The organism is Streptomyces niveus, assembly GCF_001723055.1.
GTDB lineage: Bacteria > Actinomycetota > Actinomycetes > Streptomycetales > Streptomycetaceae > Streptomyces > Streptomyces niveus.
Map to the genome: position 1 here is coordinate 18,190 of NZ_MDCR01000015.1, position 19,215 is coordinate 37,404.

Below are 19,215 nucleotides of genomic sequence, written 5' to 3' on the forward strand. Positions count from 1 at the left end.
TCGTTTACGGACGTAGGGGTAATTTCAGAGATGTGAAGGCATGGCCACCTACCGAGGTCTGGACCAATACCGGCTGTCACCTCAGGATGTCCGCTTTCGGCCACGGCGCGGCCACGGGTGGCCGCCGGACCCGGGGACGGGCGGCGGTTACCGTCAGACACGACCCAGGGGTCCCACCGGCATCGCGGACACCGAACGGGCCGCCCGCTCCAGGGCACTTGCGAGCAGAGCCAGATCCGTCGGCCCGTTGCCCAGCTCACGCACCGGCCGGCGGGCCGGCGGATCGCCCATCCGCTCCCACTCCAGCGGCACGACCGTGGGCCGCTGTGTCGCCGTACGCGGGATCCGACCGGTCACCCGGCCGCCCTGGAACGGCGTCACCCGGCCGTCCGGATGCCCGAGCCTGCCGCGGCCCGGCAGCGGGTCCTCCGGGGCGGGCGCGACCGGCGGCGTGTCCAGCACCACCCGCAGCCGGGTGCGGGACGCCAGCTCCGTCTCCGACGTCCGCTCCGGGCGGGCGGAGGTGGCGACCAGATGGACCCCGAGGCGCTCGCCGTCGCGCGCGACCGCCTCCAGCGCCCGGACGACCGAACCGGCCGCCGGGCGGCCCGGACTGCCCAGCGCGGGCGCGACCAGGGCGTCGTAGTCGTCGACGAGGACGATGAGCCGGGGCAGGACGGGGCCCGGGCCGGGCTCGCCGCGCGTACGGGAGGTGGTCTGGCGCAGCCGGACGGTGCTGCCGCCCAAGGTGCCGCCCGCGCCGCCTGTACCGCCGCCTGTACCGCCCGCGCTCGCGCCGCCGGTGGGTGACTGCTCGGCGGGGCTCGGCGCGCGCTGGCCCACCATCCGCTCCGCGACCTCACGTCTGTTGTGCCACTCGGCGAAGTCCAGACGCCCCAGCACCTCGGCCCGCCGCTTCAGCTCCGCCCCCAGCGCCTGCGCGAACTCCCGCATCAGGATCGGGTCCGAGGCCACCAAGTGCTCGGTCACATGCGGCAGTTCCGTACAGGCCAGCAGCCCCTCACCGCGCTCACCGCCCGCGCCGTCCACCAGCAGCAGACCCAGCCTGTCCGGGCGGCCACCGGCGGCGAGGGAGGCCGCGACCGCGCGCAGCAGCTCCGAACGGCCGCTGCCCGGCGGCCCCTCGATCAGCAGGTGCGGGCCCTCCTCCACCAGATCCACCGTCACCGGGCCGTGCGGCCCCGTGCCGAGAACCGTCGTACTGCCCGCCGCCGACGCCCAACGGGCCATCAGCGACGCGGGAGTCGCCCGCGCCAGGCCCAGCTCGTCCAGCAGCCGCGCAGAGCGCGGCAACGCCGCCGCCTGCCTGCTCCGTCCCGAGGCCGCCGCGCTGCCCGCCTCCGTACGGAGGGGCGCGAGCGCACGGCCGAAACGGTCGGCCCACGCCGTGGACACCGCGTCCACCGTCGCGACCGTGCCGTGCCCGGCCGGCTCACCCACCGCCGTACGCAACAGCCGCAGCGCCGTGGCGACATCACCGCTCAGCAGGGCAACCGCCCCGCACTCGCGGAAGGACAGCGAGGCCGCGCACGCCGTCTCGTACGTCGCCGCGATCGGGGAGAGCGGCGACGCCGCCGGGGTCTCGGCCAGAGAGATCACATGGACACCGGCCACCGAACCGGCGCCCGCCAGCCGCGCGGTGGTCTCACGCAGCGCGGCCGAGCCGGGATCGCCGTCCACGACCACCACCGTGGCCGTCCCCTCGAACCGCCCGGCGGCCTCCGCGACGGACCTGGCGCCGGCCGACGCCCACCCCGGACCGAGCGGCCCGTCGTCCAGCCGGCGCGTCAGCTCGCCCAGCCGGGCGGCGGCCTGGTCCCGGTCGTAGGCCAGCAGCAGCCGGCAGTCCTGGCCGTGGGCCGGCCGCACGTGCGGCAGCCAGCCGAGCCAGCCCCACTCGCGCCTGCGCTGCTCCACGCTTCTGTTCCGGTCGGCGCTGACCAGCACGATCTCCAGATCGGCGGGGGAGTGCAGCGCGGCGAGCTGCGCCACGACCGACCGGGCGAGGCCGGTCAGCCGCTCCCTGGGCCCCGCGAGACCGAGCGAACCGGCCTCGCGCAGGCTCACCGTCACCGGGACCGAGGGCAGCGGCCCGGAGCCGTCCGGCGACGGGCGCTCCGTCGTACCGAGGCGCACGACCAGCGATTCACGATGGCCGGGGCCGCGCTCCCAGAGCCGGGGGCCGGGGCCCAGCGCCGTCATCAGTACGGAGGCGGGATCCGGCCAGGTCTCGTCCAGGGGCGCGCGACCGCGGGGTCGCGCGGCGGTCGGTTCGGCGCCCTCGTCGCCGTCGGGGAACTCCTCGTCGCGCCCGCTGGCCAGCCGCCGGGCCCACGCGCCTATGCCGCCGCCGCGCCGCCGGCCGGGCCCGTCCGGCAGCTCCGTGCCGCGCATGGGCGTGCCCTGCCGGCGGGAGCCCGGCGTACGGCTGTGTCCCTGCGGGCCGTCGTCGTCGGCGCCGTCGAGCGCCTCGTCGCTGTCGGCCCGGTCGTGCGCGGGGCGCCCGGTGCCGGGCACCGGCGCGTACAGCGCGTCGCCGTACCGGGTGTCGGCGTCCGAGCGGGGGGTGCGCGGGTCGGGCACGCGCGGGGTGACGGCGGGGCCGCCGTGGCCGCCCTGCGTGTACGCGTGGACCGTCCGCCCGCCGGGGGCGCCCGTCCCGTACGACGCGGCCTCCTGGCCCGATCGCGGGCCGCCGTAGGTGCCCGCCGCGCCGGAGCCCGTACGCGCGCCTCCCGCGCTGTCGCTCCCCGCGTCCTCGCCGCGCGTGACGCGCAGATGCCCCTCGCCGTCCGGCGCGGTCGCCAGGGCCGGCGTCCGGCCGCCCGAGGTCAGCCGCAGGACGGACTCGCCCAGCCGCAGCAGGGCGCCCGCCGGGAGCGGCACAGGGCGGGAACCGACCCGTACGCCCTCAAGGGTCGTGCCGTTCGTGGAATGCAGGTCCGCCACCGAGACCTGACCGTCATCGGCCACCGTCACCGAGCAGTGCAGCCGCGAGACATCCGGATCGTCCAGCGGCACGTCGGCGTCGGCCGAGCGGCCGATCCTGACCCGGCCGCCGTGCAGCAGATGCACCCCGCCCGCGTCCGGACCCGCCACCACATGGAGCTGGGCCGGGACGTCGTCGGTGGGCGCGTCGTCCTCGCCGGGGACATGCAGGGACAGCACGGCGCCGTCCACCAGAGGTGGCTCGCCCAGGGTGCGGCGCTGCGCGTCCAGCCGCTCCCGCCCCGCGTACAGCACGACGGCGCCCGAGACGTCGGGCCCGGCGACGGCCGTGGCCAGAGAGGAGGCGACGGCCGCGAGAGCCGTCCCCGCCGGAGCGGTGACGAGCACGTCGCAGGCGCGCCCCGCGGGATGGCCGCTGCGCGGCGCGAGGACGGTCAGCCGGATCTGCATCGCCGTCAGCGGTCCCTTCTGCGCGGGGTGCCCGGCAGGGGTGCTGCCCTGTGTGAATCCCCCCACCCGGCACCGACACATCGGCCGGTACAGGTCGGCACGGACGGTGAGCGAACGACCCCACACACCGAGTGCTGCATGGCATCTTCGCACCTGCCACCGACAACACGCCCACGAACCAGGGGGAAGTGATCTTGAATGGTCGGCTGTGGGTGCAAAAGTGCATGGTTGCGAACGGGTTGGGATCGTCCGCGGACCCCGTGGGTAGGCGTGCTGGGCAACCATCGGTGGGACGCTCGCGTCCTCTTCTCGAACATGACCGCGACGACAACCCTCGACGGACCTCTAAAGTGGGTCGGACACCCCGACGGCGTCGGGGCCATGCAAGGACCACCAGCAGCAGGGAGAGCGTGACGTGCGGCCGGTAGGCAGCAAGTACCTCCTGGAGGAGGCCATCGGGCGCGGCGCCACGGGCACCGTCTGGCGCGCCCGTCAGCGGGAGACCGCCGGAGCCGAGGCCGCCGTGGCCGGGCAGCCCGGCGAGACCGTCGCGATCAAGGTCCTCAAGGAGGAGCTGGCGAACGACGCGGACGTCGTGATGCGCTTCCTGCGCGAGCGCTCCGTCCTGCTCCGGCTGACCCACCCCAACATCGTGCGGACCCGTGACCTGGTCGTCGAGGGTGACCTCCTGGCCCTCGTCATGGACCTGGTCGAGGGCCCCGACCTGCACCACTACCTGCGGCAGAACGGCCCCTTCAGCCCCATCGCGGCCTCGCTGCTCACGGCCCAGATCGCGGACGCGCTCGCCGCCAGCCACTCCGACGGCGTCGTCCACCGCGACCTCAAGCCCGCCAACGTCCTCCTGAAGGACGACGGCGACCAGCTGCACCCGATGCTCACCGACTTCGGTATCGCCCGGCTCGCCGACTCCCCAGGGCTGACGCGAACCCACGAGTTCGTCGGCACGCCCGCGTACGTCGCGCCGGAGTCCGCCGAAGGCCGTCCGCAGACCTCCGCCGTCGACATCTACGGCGCGGGCATCCTGCTGTACGAGCTGGTCACCGGCCGCCCGCCGTTCGCGGGCGGTACGGCCCTGGAAGTGCTCCACCGCCACCTCAGCGAGGAGCCCCGCCGGCCGTCCAACGTCCCCGAACCGCTGTGGACGGTGATAGAGCGCTGCCTCCGTAAGGAGCCGGACGAGCGGCCCAGCGCCGTCAACCTCGCCCGCGGTCTGCGCACCGTCGCCTCCGGCATCGGCGCGCACGCGAACTCCGCCCAGATCAACGCCGCGATGGGCGTGGGCGCCCTCCTGGCGCCCGATCCGTCGCCCACCGCCGTGCCCGGTGAGCCCGGCGCCGCCGACCCGACGCAGGTCCTGCCGAGCAACGCCGGATCGTACGACCCGGCCGCCGCCACCAGCGTCCTGCCGACGAACGCCCCGAACGCGCCTGGCTCGGCCGACCCGACGTCGGTCATGCCGGTCGGCGCGGGCGGTCCCGGCGGCCCCGCCGGTCCCGGCCCCGAGGACCCGCACCCCTGGCAGAACCAGCTCAGGGCCGCCCGCGACCGCAACGAGCAGACCCAGGTCCAGTACCTGGACCCGAGCCAGGACCCGCTCAGGCGCCGGCCCCAGCGGCCCCAGGGCCAGCAGCCCCCGCCGCCCCAGCGCCAGCAGCAGCGGGCCCCGCAGCCGCAGCCGTACCCGCCGGGGCCCCACCAGCCCCAGCAGCAGCGCTACGCACCGCCCCCGCAGCAACAGCAGCAGCGGTACGCGCCTCCGCAGCAGCCCGCGCCCCAGCAGCCCCAGCCGCCCGCCCCGCGCCAGCCCCGGCAGCGCAGCGCCAACCCGATGCGGATCCCCGGCCTCGGCTGCCTCAAGGGCTGCCTGTTCACGATCATCCTGCTCGTCGTGGCCAGCTGGCTCGTCTGGGAGCTGACCCCGCTCCAGGACTGGATCGGCCAGGGCAAGAGCTTCTGGGAGCAGATCAAGGACACCTACAACTCGGTGTCGGACTGGGTCTCCGAGTTCGGCGGTTCGAACACGGGCAGCACCCCCAGCCCCTGATCCGACCCGACACCTGTGCCGGTGGGGGCTCCCCACCGGCACCGGCACGGTTCCGCCGGTTCTGTCGCTTTGTCGATTCCCGCGGGATCAATTCCCCCGTAGAAGTGAACGTTGCCGCGGTACCGGGCACTCAACACCCCGATACCCGCGTACTTTGATGGGCAAAGCCAGCCGCTGAGGGAGCAGTCTTGGCACGGAATATCGGCAGCCGGTACACCGCCCATCAGATCCTGGGGCGGGGCAGCGCCGGCACGGTGTGGCTCGGCGAGGGACCCGAAGGGCCCGTCGCCATCAAGCTGTTGCGCGAAGACCTCGCGTCCGACCAGGAACTGGTCGGGCGCTTCGTCCAGGAGCGCACCGCGCTGCTCGGACTCCACCACCCGCGCGTGGTCGCCGTCCGCGACCTCGTCGTGGACGGCAACGACCTGGCCCTCGTCATGGAGCTGGTGCGCGGCACCGACCTGCGCACCCGTCTCGACCGCGAGCGCCGGCTCGCACCCGAGGCCGCGGTCGCCGTCGTCGCCGATGTCGCGGACGGCCTCGCCGCCGCGCACGCGGCCGGAGTCGTCCACCGCGACGTCAAGCCGGAGAACATCCTGCTCGACATGGAGGGCCCCATCGGCCCCGGCGGCTCGCACCCCGCGCTGCTCACCGACTTCGGCATCGCCAAGCTGATCGACACCCCCCGCCGTACGAAGGCCACCAGGATCATCGGCACCCCCGACTACCTGGCGCCCGAGATCGTCGAGGGACTGCCGCCGCGCGCCGCCGTCGACATCTACGCCCTCGCGACGGTCCTGTACGAGCTGCTCGCCGGCTTCACGCCCTTCGGCGGCGGCCACCCCGGCGCGGTCCTGCGCCGCCATGTCACCGAGACCGTCGTACCGCTGCCCGGCATCCCCGACGAGCTGTGGCAGCTCCTCGTCCAGTGCCTGGCCAAGGCACCGGCCTCCCGGCTGCGCGCCGGCGAGCTGGCCGCCCGGCTCCGCGAGCAGCTTCCGCAGCTCGCCGGCATCCCCTCCCTGGAGGTGGACGAGCCCGACGCCGAGCCGACGCAGGAGGAGCGGTCGTACGCGGAGACCGACGACCAGCGGGCGGCGGCCGAACAGCCGCGCCGCAGGGGCGCCGTCCCGCTCGTCCCCGGAGCGGCCCCCGACTCCAACCGCGACACCCACACGAGCATGCGCGTCCCGGCCCCCGACGAGCTGGCGGGCGGCGCGCGCGGCACGGCCAGGGCCCCGCGCGCGGCGGGCCAGCGCAGGCCGGGGTCGGCCCGGCACAAGGCGGAGGCGGTACGCAAGCGCCGTATCACGCTCGGTGTGACGGCCGCCCTGCTGATCGCGGTCCTCGGCGTGGGCGGCTGGCTGGCGACGAGCAGCGACGGCGCGGAGCGCGTCCCCGGCGGCACGGCGCCGACGGCGGCGCCGGTTCCCTAGGGCGTGCGCCCCGGCCACCGCGCCCGCCGCCGTGTCCGCTCCCGGCCGGCAACCGCGACGGCGGGGTTTCACCGGTCAGCCGTTAGGCTGGGTCCGTGGCAGTCGTCGATGTATCCGAAGAGCTGAAGTCCCTTTCCTCGACCATGGGGTCGATCGAGGCCGTCCTTGACCTCGACAAGATGCGGGCGGAGATCGCCGTCCTGGAGGACCAGGCGGCGGCGCCGTCGCTCTGGGACGACCCGGAGGCGGCGCAGAAGATCACCAGCAAGCTGTCGCACCTCCAGGCCGAGCTGCGCAAGACCGAGGCGCTCCGGAGCCGGATCGACGACGTCGAGGTGCTCTTCGAGCTGGCCGAGAGCGAGGACGACGCCGACGCCCGTGGCGAGGCCGAGTCCGAGCTCGCCTCGGTGAAGAAGGCGCTCGACGAGATGGAGGTCCGCACCCTCCTGTCCGGCGAGTACGACGAGCGGCAGGCCCTCGTCAACATCCGGGCCGAGGCCGGCGGCGTCGACGCGGCGGACTTCGCCGAGCAACTCCAGCGCATGTACGTCCGCTGGGCGGAGCGGCACAACTACCCGACCGAGGTCTACGAGACGTCGTACGCGGAAGAGGCCGGCATCAAGTCGACCACCTTCGTCGTCAAGGCGCCGTACGCCTACGGCACGCTCTCCGTCGAGCAGGGCACCCACCGGCTGGTCCGTATCTCGCCGTTCGACAACCAGGGGCGCCGCCAGACCTCCTTCGCGGGGGTCGAGGTGCTTCCCGTCGTCGAGTCCAGCGACCACGTCGAGATCGACGAGACCGAGCTGCGCGTGGACGTCTACCGCGCGTCGGGTCCCGGCGGCCAGGGCGTCAACACGACGGACTCCGCGGTCCGGATCACGCACATCCCCACCGGCATCGTCGTCTCGTGCCAGAACGAGCGCTCGCAGATCCAGAACAAGGCCAGCGCCATGAACGTCCTCCAGGCGAAGCTGCTGGAGCGCCGCCGCCAGGAGGAGCAGGCCAAGATGGACGCCCTCAAGGGCGACGGCGGCAACTCCTGGGGCAACCAGATGCGTTCGTACGTCCTGCACCCGTACCAGATGGTCAAGGACCTCCGTACGGAGTTCGAGGTGGGTAATCCCCAGGGCGTGCTCGACGGCGAGATCGACGGCTTCCTTGAGGCCGGAATTCGCTGGCGCAAGCAGCAGGAACGCTAGATCTTTCCCGGCTGTTCCGTCCCTTGTCAGAGGCCAACTCGCGGCTCTGGCAAGGGACTCGCTTTGTCGACAAAGGAACTGCCGTTCGGGAAGCGGTAGTTCCCGTTTTTGTCACAGTTACCCCTCGCCCGGCGGACAACTGGCTTTAATCCGGGCATCGCACGCGCAACGACCTTGACGCTTATGCAAAAACTCGGAATGGTGACGCGCGGCATGCGTATTTCTGGGGCGTGTGTGATCGGGGGACCTGTACACGCGGACCTCCCACTGGCCGGCCCCGGACGCTGCACCATTCACGATTAGCTACTGGGGGTAGCAAGCACATGACCAAGAAGACGCGGATCCGCGTAGCGCGGATAGCCGCCGGCGCCGTGATCGCCGCCGGTGCTTCGCTGACCGCCGCGGGCGCCGCTTCGGCCGTCGGCATCGATGTCAATGTCGGTGGCCTCAAGGCCTCCGTCGGCACCTCGGACTCCGACGACGGCAACACCATCGTCGGCGCCACGTCGGGTTCCGACGGCGGCAACACCATCGTCGGTACCACCTCGGGTGCCGATGGCGGTGCCGATGGTGGCGCTGACGGTGGTGCCGATGGTGGTGCCGATGGTGGCGCTGACGGTGGTGCCGATGGTGGTGCCGATGGTGGCGCTGACGGTGGAGCCGATGGCGGTGCCGATGGTGGCGCTGACGGCGGTGCCGATGGTGGCGCCGATGGTGGCGCTGACGGCGGTGCCGATGGTGGCGCTGACGGCGGTGTCGACGGTGGAGCCGATGGCGGTGCTGACGGCGGTGTCGACGGTGGAGCCGATGGCGGTGTCGACGGCGGTGCCGATGGTGGCGCTGACGGCGGTGTCGACGGTGGAGCCGATGGCGGTGTCGACGGCGGTGTCGACGGCGGTGCCGATGGTGGCGCTGACGGCGGCGCCGATGGTGGCGCTGACGGCGGCGCCGCCGAGGGCCAGAGCGGTGGCACCGACGAGGGTCAGACCGCTACCGGTGGCAACGCCAGCACCGGCGGCACGGACACCGACAACGGCGGTTCGCAGCCGGTCGAGCAGGGCGAGGCCAAGGAGGAGCTGGCGGAGACCGGCGCCGCCGAGACCACGTTCCTGATCATCGGTGCCGCGACCATGATCGCCGGCGGTATCGGCTTCCGGATGCTTCCGCGTCTGGTCGGCAGCCGCGCCACGGCCGCCTGAGCCATCCCGTACGCACGGAAGGGCCCGGACACTGATTCAGTGTCCGGGCCCTTCCCGCTGCTCAAGGACGGCTCAGGCCGTCTGATGCCCCACCGCGACCAGCGCCACCGCCGCTATCAGCACCACCAACAGGGTCAGCAGCGCCACCGGGCTCAGACCACCGAAGGGACCCTCCTGCTCCAGCCGCTGCCTGTTCGCACGGCACACATGGCACCGGCCCTCGCTGACGGGTCCCGCGCAGTTGGCGCACACCAGCCGATCAAAGGTCATGCGCTCTCCTCCTCCCGCGCCGCGAAGCCGCGAGTACTGTCTCTGCGCCCAACGCTCCGGGGAACGCGACCGTTCCCCGTACCACTACTGTGCCAGCTTCCGCCCGATTCGGCGCGCCCCGTCGGATCGCACCCGGTCCGTACCCGGTGGCGGGCGGCCGGCAGCCGTGATAAATCACCCAAGCCCGGACCAACCCCGGCGGCCGACTGCGCGGCCCCGGCCGGTTCGCGTAAGGTCTCGCTCACCTACTCCCGGCCGACCGTGGTGCACCCGTGATCCGATTCGACAACGTCTCCAAGACCTATCCGAAGCAGAACCGACCCGCCCTGCGTGATGTGTCCCTCGACATCGAGAAGGGGGAGTTCGTCTTCCTCGTGGGCTCGTCGGGCTCCGGCAAGTCGACCTTTCTGCGGCTCGTCCTGCGTGAGGAGCGCGCCAGCCACGGCGCGGTGCATGTCCTCGGCAAGGACCTCGCGCGCCTGTCGAACTGGAAGGTGCCCAGCATGCGCCGCCAACTCGGCACGGTCTTCCAGGACTTCCGCCTCCTGCCGAACAAGACCGTCATGCAGAACGTGGCGTTCGCCCAGGAGGTCATCGGCAAGTCCCGCGGCGAGACCAACAAATCCGTCCCCCAGGTCCTCGATCTCGTCGGACTCGGCGGCAAGGAGGACCGGATGCCCGGTGAACTCTCCGGCGGTGAGCAGCAACGCGTCGCGATCGCACGGGCCTTCGTCAACCGCCCCATGCTGCTGATCGCGGACGAACCGACGGGCAACCTCGACCCGCAGACCTCCGTCGGCATCATGAAGCTGCTGGATCGCATCAACCGCACCGGCACGACCGTCGTGATGGCGACCCACGACCAGAACATCGTCGACCAGATGCGCAAGCGTGTGATCGAGCTCGAAAAGGGCCGTCTCGTGCGAGACCAGGCGCGAGGCGTCTACGGCTACCAGCACTGAGCAACGCGAAGAGCATCGAAAGCTGAAAGGACGCCATGCGCGCCCAGTTCGTCCTGTCGGAGATCGGCGTCGGTCTCCGCCGAAATCTGACGATGACGTTCGCCGTCATCATTTCCGTAGCACTCTCGCTCGCGCTGTTCGGCGGCGCACTGCTCATGCGCGAGCAGGTCAGCGTGATGAAGGACTTCTGGTACGACAAGGTCAACGTCTCGATCTTCCTGTGCAACAAGGGTGACGCCGAGACCACCGAGAAGTGCGAGAAGGGCCCCGCCACCGCTGATCAGCGGAAGTCGATCGAGTCCGACCTCGAAAAGATGGACATCGTCGACGACGTCTACCACGAGACGGCGGACGAGGCGTACAAGCACTACCGCGAGCAGTACGGCGAGACGCCCATCGCCGGGATGATCACCCCGGACCAGATGCAGGAGTCGCTGCGGGTCAAGCTCAAGGACCCGGAGAAGTACAAGGTGGTGGCAACCGCCTTCGAGGGCCGGGACGGTGTGCAGTCCGTCGCGGACCAGCGCAACATCCTGGAGAACCTCTTCAATCTGATGCAGGGCATGAATGTCGCCGCGCTCGGAGTGATGGCGCTGATGCTAGTCATTGCCCTGATGCTGATCGTGAACACCGTCCGGGTGTCCGCGTTCAGCAGACGCAGGGAGACCGGCATCATGCGCCTGGTGGGCGCGTCGAGCTTCTACATCCAGATGCCGTTCATCATGGAGGCCGCGTTCGCCGGACTGATCGGCGGTGTCGTCGCCTGCGTCCTTCTGCTCGCCGGTCGTTACTTCCTGATCGACGGCGGAATCGCGCTTGAAGAGAAGATGCAACTCATCAACTTCATCGGGTGGGACGCCGTACTGGCCATCCTCCCGCTGGTGTTGGTGATCGGGTTGCTCATGCCGGCAGTTGCGGCCTCGGTCGTGTTGCGCAAGTACCTCAAGGTGTGACATTGGCCCCTGGCGTCGTCTCGCCAAGCCGCTCTGCGGCGCCGGGGGTTGTCCTAGACTCGTCGCCATGCCGGGCCAAGACAATCGACTCAAACCCCACGGGTTCTACCGCGGGGCGGCCCTGACCTTGCTGTTCGCGAGCGTGCTCGCCACCGCCGCGGCCACCGACTCGCTGCCGCGTGCCGACGAGGAAGCCGCCCGCATAAGCACCCGCTCCGTCGCCTCCACCGCCGACAGGGACGAGGTCGCGCGGGCCGCCGCCGAGGCCATGGCGGACGGCAAGTCCGGCACCGAGGCCGCCGAGGACGTCGTCAGCCGCAGCGGTGACCGCTGGGGCGCCGTCTACGACAAGGGCGAGTACGAGGAGTTCGAGCAGGCACTCGACGGCAAGTACACCGGGGTGGGCCTCTCCGCCAAGCGCCTGGCCGACGGCCGGATCGCGGCGAGCAAGGTCCAGCCGGGCGGCCCCGCCGCACGCGCCGGGATCAAGGCCGGCGACATCCTTCGTACGGTCGACGGCGAGCCGGTCGGCCCGCGCCCCGTGACCGAGGTCGTCGCGCTGCTGCGTGGCGAGGGCCAGGGCGCCGGGGGGTCCGAGGACGCGTCCGCGGGCACCACCGTCGTGCTCGGCCTGTCGCGCGGCGGGCACGAGTGGACCGAGACGCTGCGCCGCGTCAGCCTCAGTACGGACGCGGTCACGCTGGAGACCGGCGCCGACGGCGCGCTCGTGATCAAGGTCGCCGCGTTCACCAAGGGCACCGGCAAGCAGATCAGGAACGCCGTCCTGGAAGCGCCGAGGGGCGCCGGAGTCCTGCTCGACCTGAGGGGCAACGCGGGCGGTCTGGTCACCGAGGCCGTCCAGGCGGCCTCCGCCTTCCTGGACGGCGGCCTGGTCGCCACGTACGACATACGAGGCGAGCAGCGCGCCCTGTACGCGGACCCGGGCGGCGACACCGAGCGGCCCGTGGTGGCGCTCGTCGACGGCGGCACGATGAGCGCCGCCGAGCTGGTCACCGGCGCCCTCCAGGACCGGGGCCGGGCGATCACGGTCGGATCCCCCACCTTCGGCAAGGGCTCCGTACAGATGCCGAGCCGGCTGCCGGACGGTTCCGTGGCCGAGCTGACGGTCGGGCACTACCGCACACCCGCTGGTCACAAGGTCGACGACAAGGGCATCACCCCCGACCTGGTGGTGGACGAACGGGCCCAGGAGCGGGCCCGCACGGTATTGAGTGGCCTCGGGGGTGGGTCGTAGTGCGAAAATGAACGCACTATGGCTAAGGAAAAGGACACAGGGCGCAAGCTGGTCGCGCAGAACAAGAAGGCGCGGCACGACTACCTCATTCTCGATACCTACGAGTGCGGTCTCGTGCTGACGGGTACCGAGGTCAAGTCACTGCGCCAGGGACGCGCCTCCCTGGCGGACGGCTTCGTACAGATCGACGACCACGAGGCATGGCTGCACAACGTGCATGTGCCCGAGTACACCCAGGGCACCTGGACCAATCACTCGGCACGCCGGAAGCGGAAGCTGCTGATGCACCGGCTTGAGATCGACAAGCTGGAGCAGAAGTCGAACGAGTCCGGCCACACGATCGTGCCGCTGGCCCTCTACTTCAAGGGCGGCCGGGCCAAGATCGAGATCGCGCTGGCGAAGGGCAAGAAGGAGTACGACAAGCGCCAGACGCTGCGCGAGAAGCAGGACCGGCGGGAGACGGACCGCGCGGTCTCGGCCGCCCGCCGGCGTCAGCGGGCCTGACCGCCCCGTGGACGGCGGGCGGAATAAGGTGGCCCCGTCGCGTGCTGGTCACGTAGGATGGGGGCTGTCCCGCAGAGCAGGGACGGCGTTTGAAAAATCAACATGGGGATGATCGGTTTCGACAGCGGATGTCGAGGCAGGGGAAGCGAGTCGAGGAAGCGGCAATGATCTCGTTAACCATATGTCGCAAACTATAATCGCCAATTCTAAGCGCGATTCCTCCACCTTCGCCCTCGCTGCCTAATTAGCAGCTAGCGAAGACTCCGTGGAGTGTCAGCCCGGGAGTGTTCCCGACCCGGATCCTGGCATCAATTAGGGAACTAAACCATCGCGTTCGGTCACGGGACACGGTGGGAAATCAAACAGTGACTGGGCCTGTCGGAGGCTTGTTCGCGTGACCTCCGGGGCCGAGTAAAAACGTAGCGAACTGCACTCGGAGAAGCCCTGGTTCCGCACCGTTGGACGCGGGTTCGATTCCCGCCATCTCCACCACCCCATGTGAGGCGAAGGCCCCGCTGCCCAGGCAGCGGGGCCTTCGTCGCGCGCCCGGCGGCGCGAAGGAGTGCGGGTGGCCGGAATGATTCACTCAAGATCGGCCGTTCGGCAACGAAGATGTACACATGCCTATCAACTGGTGAAGCGTGGGCACGCCGCTGGTCGCCGTGCGCTACATTCTGGATCCGGGTGCGGTGGTGGGGGCGTTCGGTTCGGGTGGGGACCCGGAACGACGGCCGGATTTCAGCCAGTTTTATGTATGCGCCCGGTAATCCTGTGGGGGGATGTGTGTACAGCTGTGAACAATTGGCGAGAAGATGCCCAAAAGGGGCATACGCATGAGCCGATGGACGTCACCGTCGAGCTCGACGGTCTGGGACGGCAGCTCTCCGAGCTGCCCGGACGGGCCGCAGACGGCACCGGCATACCCGCCGCACGCGCCGCGGACAGCTCCGACGGACCCGTCTTCGTCGACGCCAGTGGCCGTCGGAGCAAGAAGCTCCGGCGTCTTGGCTGGGTGCTGGCCATCGCCAGCGCCTGTTACGCGATCGCCCTGGTGGCGGCCCTGATCGGTGGCAACTCCACCGCCCCCTTGCTCCAGATACCCGGCGTCAGTGACAAACGGGACTCGGAGAAGGTCGAGATACAGCCGCCCCCGAAGGACCGGCCCACCGTGGTGGACACTCCGGGCGCGGACGCCGGTACCGGCCCGTCGGACTCCGTCTCGGGCTCGCCGTCGGCGTCCGGCGCGCGCACCGTCTCCTCCGCCGAACCGGAACCCTCCGCCTCGGCCTCCGGCAAGCCGGACCCGGACCCGAAACCGGGCAGGCCCAACCCCAAGCCGGACCCGGGCGACCCCGATCCAGGACCGGGAGAGCCCAACCCCGAGCCCGGCACCGGCGATCCCGACCCGGGCCCCGTCGACCCCGGCCCGGACCCCGAACCGGAACCCACCCTGTCGGACACACCGACCGACTCACCCGTTGCACAGGACGGCCGGCAGGCCGTCGCGGAAGGCGCCGAGTAACACATGACCTCTTCCGGCAGACGGGCCCCGTCGCACAAGCAGAACCAGCACAGCCGCAAGCAGAGACAGAAGCCGGGGCGCACCGCCAGACGTCGGCTCCCCATGCGCTACCTGCTGCCCTCGCTGCTCCTCGTCGCCCTCCTCGCGATGCTGATGCTGCGGGGCTACGTACACAGCGAGATCCTCGCCGACCATCGCGTACGCCCGCCCGCCGGCACCGGCCAGGTGCCCGACCGGATCCTCAAGGGCGGCCCGGTCATCGACGCGCGCGGGACCACCACGCCCAAGGCGCTGCGGGTCCCCGACCACAAGCTCGTGCTGACCTTCGACGACGGACCGGATCCGGAGTGGACGCCGAAGGTCCTCGACGAGCTGAAGCGGTACGACGCGCACGCCGTCTTCTTCGTCACCGGCACGATGGCCTCGCGCCATCCCGGCCTGGTGCGGCGCATGGTCGACGAGGGCCATGAGATCGGTCTGCACACCTTCAACCACCCCGATCTCGCCTACCAGTCCAGGTCCCGTATCGACTGGGAGCTGACCCAGAACCAGCTGGTGCTCGCGGGGGCGGCGGGGATCCGTACGTCGCTGTTCCGGCCGCCGTACTCCTCCTTCGCCGACGCGATGGACGACGAGTCCTGGCCGGTCACCGAGTACATCGGCAGCCTCGGCTACATCACCGTGCTCAACAACACCGACAGCGAGGACTGGAAGCGCCCCGGCGCCTCCGCGATCATCGAGCGGGCCACCCCGGAGGGCACCCGCGGCTCCATCGTCCTGATGCACGACTCCGGCGGCGACCGCTCGCAGACCGTGACCGCGCTCCGTACGTTCCTGCCGCAGATGAAGGAGCGGGGGTACCAGTTCGCCAACCTCACCGAGGCGCTGGGCGCCCCCAGCGCCCACACACCCGCCTCCGGTGTCGAACTGCTCCAGGGCAAGGCCTTCGTCGGCGCCGTCGCCGTCTCGGAGAGCGCCACCACCGTGCTGGTGGGCGGACTCGCCGTGATCGGTGTGCTGGTCATCGGGCGGTTCGGACTGATGCTGGTGCTGTCCTTCGCGCACGCGCGCAAGGTGCGCGGACGCGGCTTCAGTTGGGGCGCGCCGGTGACCGAACCGGTGACGGTGCTGGTGCCCGCGTACAACGAACGCGAGTGCATAGCCAGCACGGTGCGCTCACTGACGCGGAGCGACCACCCGATCGAGGTCATCGTCATCGACGACGGGTCGACGGACGGCACGGCGGACATCGTCGAGGCGATGTGGCTTCGAGACGTCCATGTCGTACGGCAGGTCAACGGCGGCAAGCCCGCCGCCCTCAACAACGGCCTGGCGCACGCCAGTCACGACCTCGTCGTGATGATGGACGGCGACACCGTCTTCGAGCCGTCCACCGTACGGGAGTTGGTCCAGCCGTTCGGCGACCCGAGGGTCGGCGCCGTCGCGGGCAACGCCAAGGTCGGCAACCGCGACACCCTCATCGGCGCCTGGCAGCACATCGAGTACGTGATGGGCTTCAACCTCGACCGGCGCATGTACGACGTGCTCGGCTGCATGCCCACCATCCCCGGCGCGGTCGGCGCCTTCCGCCGCCAGGCGCTGGAGCGGGTCGGCGGCATGAGCGAGGACACCCTCGCCGAGGACACCGACATCACCATGGCCCTGCACCGCGACGGCTGGCGGGTCGTGTACGCGGAGCGGGCCCGCGCCTGGACCGAGGCGCCGGAGTCGGTGCAGCAGCTGTGGTCCCAGCGCTACCGCTGGAGCTACGGCACGATGCAGGCGATCTGGAAGCACCGCCGCGCCGTGGTCGAGAAGGGTCCTTCGGGGCGCTTCGGCCGGGTCGGACTGCCGCTGGTCTCGCTGTTCATGGTGCTGTTCCCGCTGCTGGCGCCGCTCATCGACGTATTCCTGCTGTACGGGCTGGTGTTCGGCCCCACCCGGAACACGATCATCGCGTGGCTGGGGGTGCTGGCCGTCCAGGCGGTCTGCGCCGCGTACGCCTTCCGGCTCGACGGTGAGCGCATGATCCATCTCGTCTCGCTGCCCCTCCAGCAGATCCTCTACCGGCAGCTGATGTACGTCGTCCTGCTCCAGTCCTGGATCACGGCCCTCACCGGTGGCCGGCTGCGCTGGCAGAAGCTGCGCCGCACCGGCGCGGTGGAGGCGCCGGGAGCCACGACGGGCCGGCGGAGCGACGACAGCCGGAGGCCGGTGGCATGAGCGGCGTTCCTCTCGACACGGCGGGCGCCGCGCGCGCCCGGCACAAGGCACCGGGACCGCGGGGAGCGGAGGCCGCCGCCGTACGTCCCTCCGGGCGTGACCGCTATCTCGACCTGCTGCGCGCGGTCGCGCTGGGGCGGGTGGTGATCTATCACATCTTCGGCTGGGCCTGGCTGACGATCCTCTTCCCCTCGATGGGTGTGATGTTCGCGCTGGCGGGCTCGCTGATGGCGCGCTCGCTGGGCCGGCCGGCGCTCGGTGTGATCCGGGGCCGGATGCGGCGGCTGCTGCCGCCGATGTGGGCGTTCGCGGTGGTCGTCGTGCCGGTGATCTTCGCGCTGGGGTGGCGGCCGGTCAGGGAGGAGGGGCTCTGGTGGTTCCTCCGGCTGGCCAACTATCTGTTCCCGGTCGGGGCGCCGCCGTATCCCTGGGAGAGCGGGGCCGAGGGCGGCCTGCTGGAGACGTCCTGGGCGGAGCAGGCGGTCGGGCCGCTCTGGTACATCCGCGCGTATCTCTGGTTCGTACTGGCGTCCCCGCTGCTGCTGTGGGCCTTCCGGCGGGTGCCGTGGGCCACCCTGCTGGCGCCGCTCGCGCTGACCGCCGTCATCGGCACCGGTCTGGTGGAGATTTCCGGCGAGAGCGGCGAGGCGCTGACGGACTTCGCGGTCTACGGCGCGTGCTGGATCCTCGGATTCGCGCACCACGACGGCCTGTTCACGAAGGTGCCGCGCTATCTCACGGTCTCGCTGGCCGCCTTCGTCATGACCTTCGGGATCTGGTGGGCCTCCGGGCATCTCACGGAGGAGGGCTGGAATCTGGACGAGATCCCGCTGGCCCAGGCGACCTGGTCGTTCGGCTTCTGCGTGATCCTGCTCCAGTACGCGCCGTCGTGGCGCCAACTCCCGGGCAGGCTCGCGCGGTTCGACTCCGTGATCACGCTCGCCAACAACCGGGCCGTGACGATCTATCTCTGGCACAACCTGCTGATCATGGCGACCTTCCCGGCCATCGACCTGCTCTACGACATCCCCGCGCTGTACGACCACGCCGGCCTGGTCGACGCGGCGTATCCGGTGCTGCCGCTGCTGCTGGTCTGGCCGTTGCTCGCGGTCGCGATCCTCGCCTTCGGGTGGGTCGAGGACATCGCGGCGAAGCGGCGGCCGAGGCTCTGGCCGAACGGCTCGGGCGGCTCGACCGGCTCCGGGGGCGTTACGTCCACGGGCTCAGCGCCGCCCGCGCGCGCAGGCTCCGCAGACCGTCGCTGATCGTCGGCCGGCTCTCGCTCCCGCGCCGTACGCAGGTCAGTACGCGCCGGAAGGGCGGCGGGTCGCCGCCGACGCAGAGGCGCTTGAGGCGCGGGTGGGTGGTGAGGGGGACCAGCCGCGGTACGAGGCAGATGCCGAGGCCGTGGCTGATCAGCGAGAGCACCGCCGACCACTCGTCGGCGTGGTGCACCATCCGGGGCGCGAAGCCGGCCGCGGTGCAGAGCGCCTCGATGAGGCGGCTCTGGTCGTGGTGCGGGGATATCCAGTCGTCGTCGGCCGTCTCGCACAGCTCCACGCGCTCGCGCCCGGCCAGCCGGTGGCCTTCCGGGACGACCAGGTCCACGTAGTCGTCCATCAGGGGCTGTTGGTCGAACCGGGGATCGTCCATGGTGGGGCTGCCGGGCAGCGGCGTGAGGACCGCGATGTCGAGCTTGCCGGCCAGCAGGTGCTCGTAGCAGTGCCGGGTGTCGATGTCCGCGACCGTCGTACGGGTCGACGGCGAGGCCTCCCGCAACTCCTGCGCGGTGGGCGCCAGAAGCGGGCCGATGCTGGTCGCGAAGCCGCCCATGCGCAGCGTCCGGTACGAGGCGCCGCCGTGGTCGGCGAGGTCGGCCCTGGCCCGCTCCCACTGGGCGCTGAGCAGGTCCGCGTGGTGCAGCAGGACGCAGCCGGCCGTCGTCAGGCGGATCCGGCGGCCGTCCGGCTCCCACAGTTCGGCGCCGACCTCGCGGGAGAGCTGGCGCAGTTGCTGGGAGACGGCGGACGGCGAGAGGTTCAGCGCGCGGGCGGTGGCCGCGACGGTGCCCTGCGCGTTCATGACGCGCAGCGTCTGGAGCAGGCGCAGATTGATCACGCCCTCCATGGTGCGTCATCCGTACAGCGTTTCGGCATGGATCCGTCCCGAAAGATGCGATGGACGCGCACGGTTCGAGGGCGGAC

Annotated in this window: 14 protein-coding genes and 1 other RNA gene; 12 read left to right on the plus strand and 3 right to left on the minus strand. The window is 71.2% G+C overall.

Features of this window, described 5'->3' with window-relative positions; genetic code table 11:
* Positions 1-153 precede the first annotated feature (153 nt).
* Positions 154-3,420 carry an FHA domain-containing protein gene (locus BHU15_RS02130; protein WP_069625589.1) on the minus strand — a complete coding sequence of 1,089 codons (3,267 nt, stop codon included), beginning with the start codon at positions 3,418-3,420 and terminating at the stop codon, positions 154-156.
* A gap of 415 nt (positions 3,421-3,835) precedes the next feature.
* Here BHU15_RS02130 and BHU15_RS02135 point away from each other — a divergent pair, with 415 nt between their 5' ends.
* From BHU15_RS02135 to BHU15_RS02150, 4 genes are all read left to right on the plus strand, one after another.
* Entirely contained in the window at positions 3,836-5,485 is a 1,650-nt protein-coding gene (locus tag BHU15_RS02135) for a serine/threonine-protein kinase (RefSeq protein WP_069625590.1), read from the plus strand.
* A gap of 188 nt (positions 5,486-5,673) precedes the next feature.
* Entirely contained in the window at positions 5,674-6,921 is a 1,248-nt protein-coding gene (locus tag BHU15_RS02140) for a serine/threonine-protein kinase (protein ID WP_069625591.1), read from the plus strand.
* A gap of 95 nt (positions 6,922-7,016) precedes the next feature.
* Positions 7,017-8,123, plus strand: a complete 1,107-nt coding sequence (prfB, locus tag BHU15_RS02145; RefSeq protein WP_031231428.1) for a peptide chain release factor 2 — start codon at positions 7,017-7,019, stop codon at positions 8,121-8,123.
* Positions 8,124-8,446: 323 nt separating this feature from the next.
* The gene (locus BHU15_RS02150) at positions 8,447-9,322 is read left to right on the plus strand and encodes a hypothetical protein (protein ID WP_069625592.1); all 876 of its coding nucleotides are present in this window, start codon (positions 8,447-8,449) and stop codon (positions 9,320-9,322) included.
* Positions 9,323-9,394: 72 nt separating this feature from the next.
* Here the strand turns inward: BHU15_RS02150 and BHU15_RS02155 are convergent, their stop codons facing one another.
* The gene (locus BHU15_RS02155; protein WP_023541382.1) at positions 9,395-9,592 is read right to left on the minus strand and encodes a hypothetical protein; all 198 of its coding nucleotides are present in this window, start codon (positions 9,590-9,592) and stop codon (positions 9,395-9,397) included.
* Between the two features lie 272 nt (positions 9,593-9,864).
* On the opposite strand from BHU15_RS02155, the gene ftsE reads away from it, so the two are divergent.
* From ftsE to BHU15_RS02195, 8 genes are all read left to right on the plus strand, one after another.
* The gene (gene ftsE / locus BHU15_RS02160; protein WP_023541383.1) at positions 9,865-10,554 is read left to right on the plus strand and encodes a cell division ATP-binding protein FtsE; all 690 of its coding nucleotides are present in this window, start codon (positions 9,865-9,867) and stop codon (positions 10,552-10,554) included.
* A gap of 35 nt (positions 10,555-10,589) precedes the next feature.
* Positions 10,590-11,507, plus strand: coding sequence for a permease-like cell division protein FtsX (gene ftsX, locus BHU15_RS02165; RefSeq protein WP_023541384.1), 918 nt, complete (start codon positions 10,590-10,592; stop codon positions 11,505-11,507).
* 67 nt (positions 11,508-11,574) lie between these two features.
* Positions 11,575-12,762, plus strand: coding sequence for a S41 family peptidase (locus BHU15_RS02170; protein WP_069625593.1), 1,188 nt, complete (start codon positions 11,575-11,577; stop codon positions 12,760-12,762).
* An 18-nt stretch (positions 12,763-12,780) separates the two neighbouring features.
* On the plus strand, positions 12,781-13,266 hold the full coding sequence (smpB, locus tag BHU15_RS02175; protein ID WP_023541386.1) for an SsrA-binding protein SmpB: 486 nt from the start codon (positions 12,781-12,783) through the stop codon (positions 13,264-13,266).
* 104 nt (positions 13,267-13,370) lie between these two features.
* Positions 13,371-13,758: a transfer-messenger RNA gene (gene ssrA, locus BHU15_RS02180) on the plus strand.
* A 349-nt stretch (positions 13,759-14,107) separates the two neighbouring features.
* Positions 14,108-14,788, plus strand: coding sequence for a hypothetical protein (locus BHU15_RS42005; protein WP_167756209.1), 681 nt, complete (start codon positions 14,108-14,110; stop codon positions 14,786-14,788).
* A gap of 102 nt (positions 14,789-14,890) precedes the next feature.
* The gene (locus tag BHU15_RS02190; protein ID WP_069625595.1) at positions 14,891-17,011 is read left to right on the plus strand and encodes a bifunctional polysaccharide deacetylase/glycosyltransferase family 2 protein; all 2,121 of its coding nucleotides are present in this window, start codon (positions 14,891-14,893) and stop codon (positions 17,009-17,011) included.
* The gene (locus BHU15_RS02195; RefSeq protein WP_079127822.1) at positions 17,008-18,276 is read left to right on the plus strand and encodes an acyltransferase family protein; all 1,269 of its coding nucleotides are present in this window, start codon (positions 17,008-17,010) and stop codon (positions 18,274-18,276) included. Before BHU15_RS02190 ends, BHU15_RS02195 begins: the two co-directional genes overlap by 4 nt.
* Here BHU15_RS02195 and BHU15_RS02200 read toward each other — a convergent pair.
* Complete coding sequence (locus BHU15_RS02200) at positions 18,221-19,129, minus strand: LysR family transcriptional regulator (protein ID WP_069625611.1); 909 nt, start codon at positions 19,127-19,129, stop codon at positions 18,221-18,223. The two genes, BHU15_RS02195 and BHU15_RS02200, sit on opposite strands and share 56 nt — an antisense overlap.
* Positions 19,130-19,215: the final 86 nt, after the last annotated feature.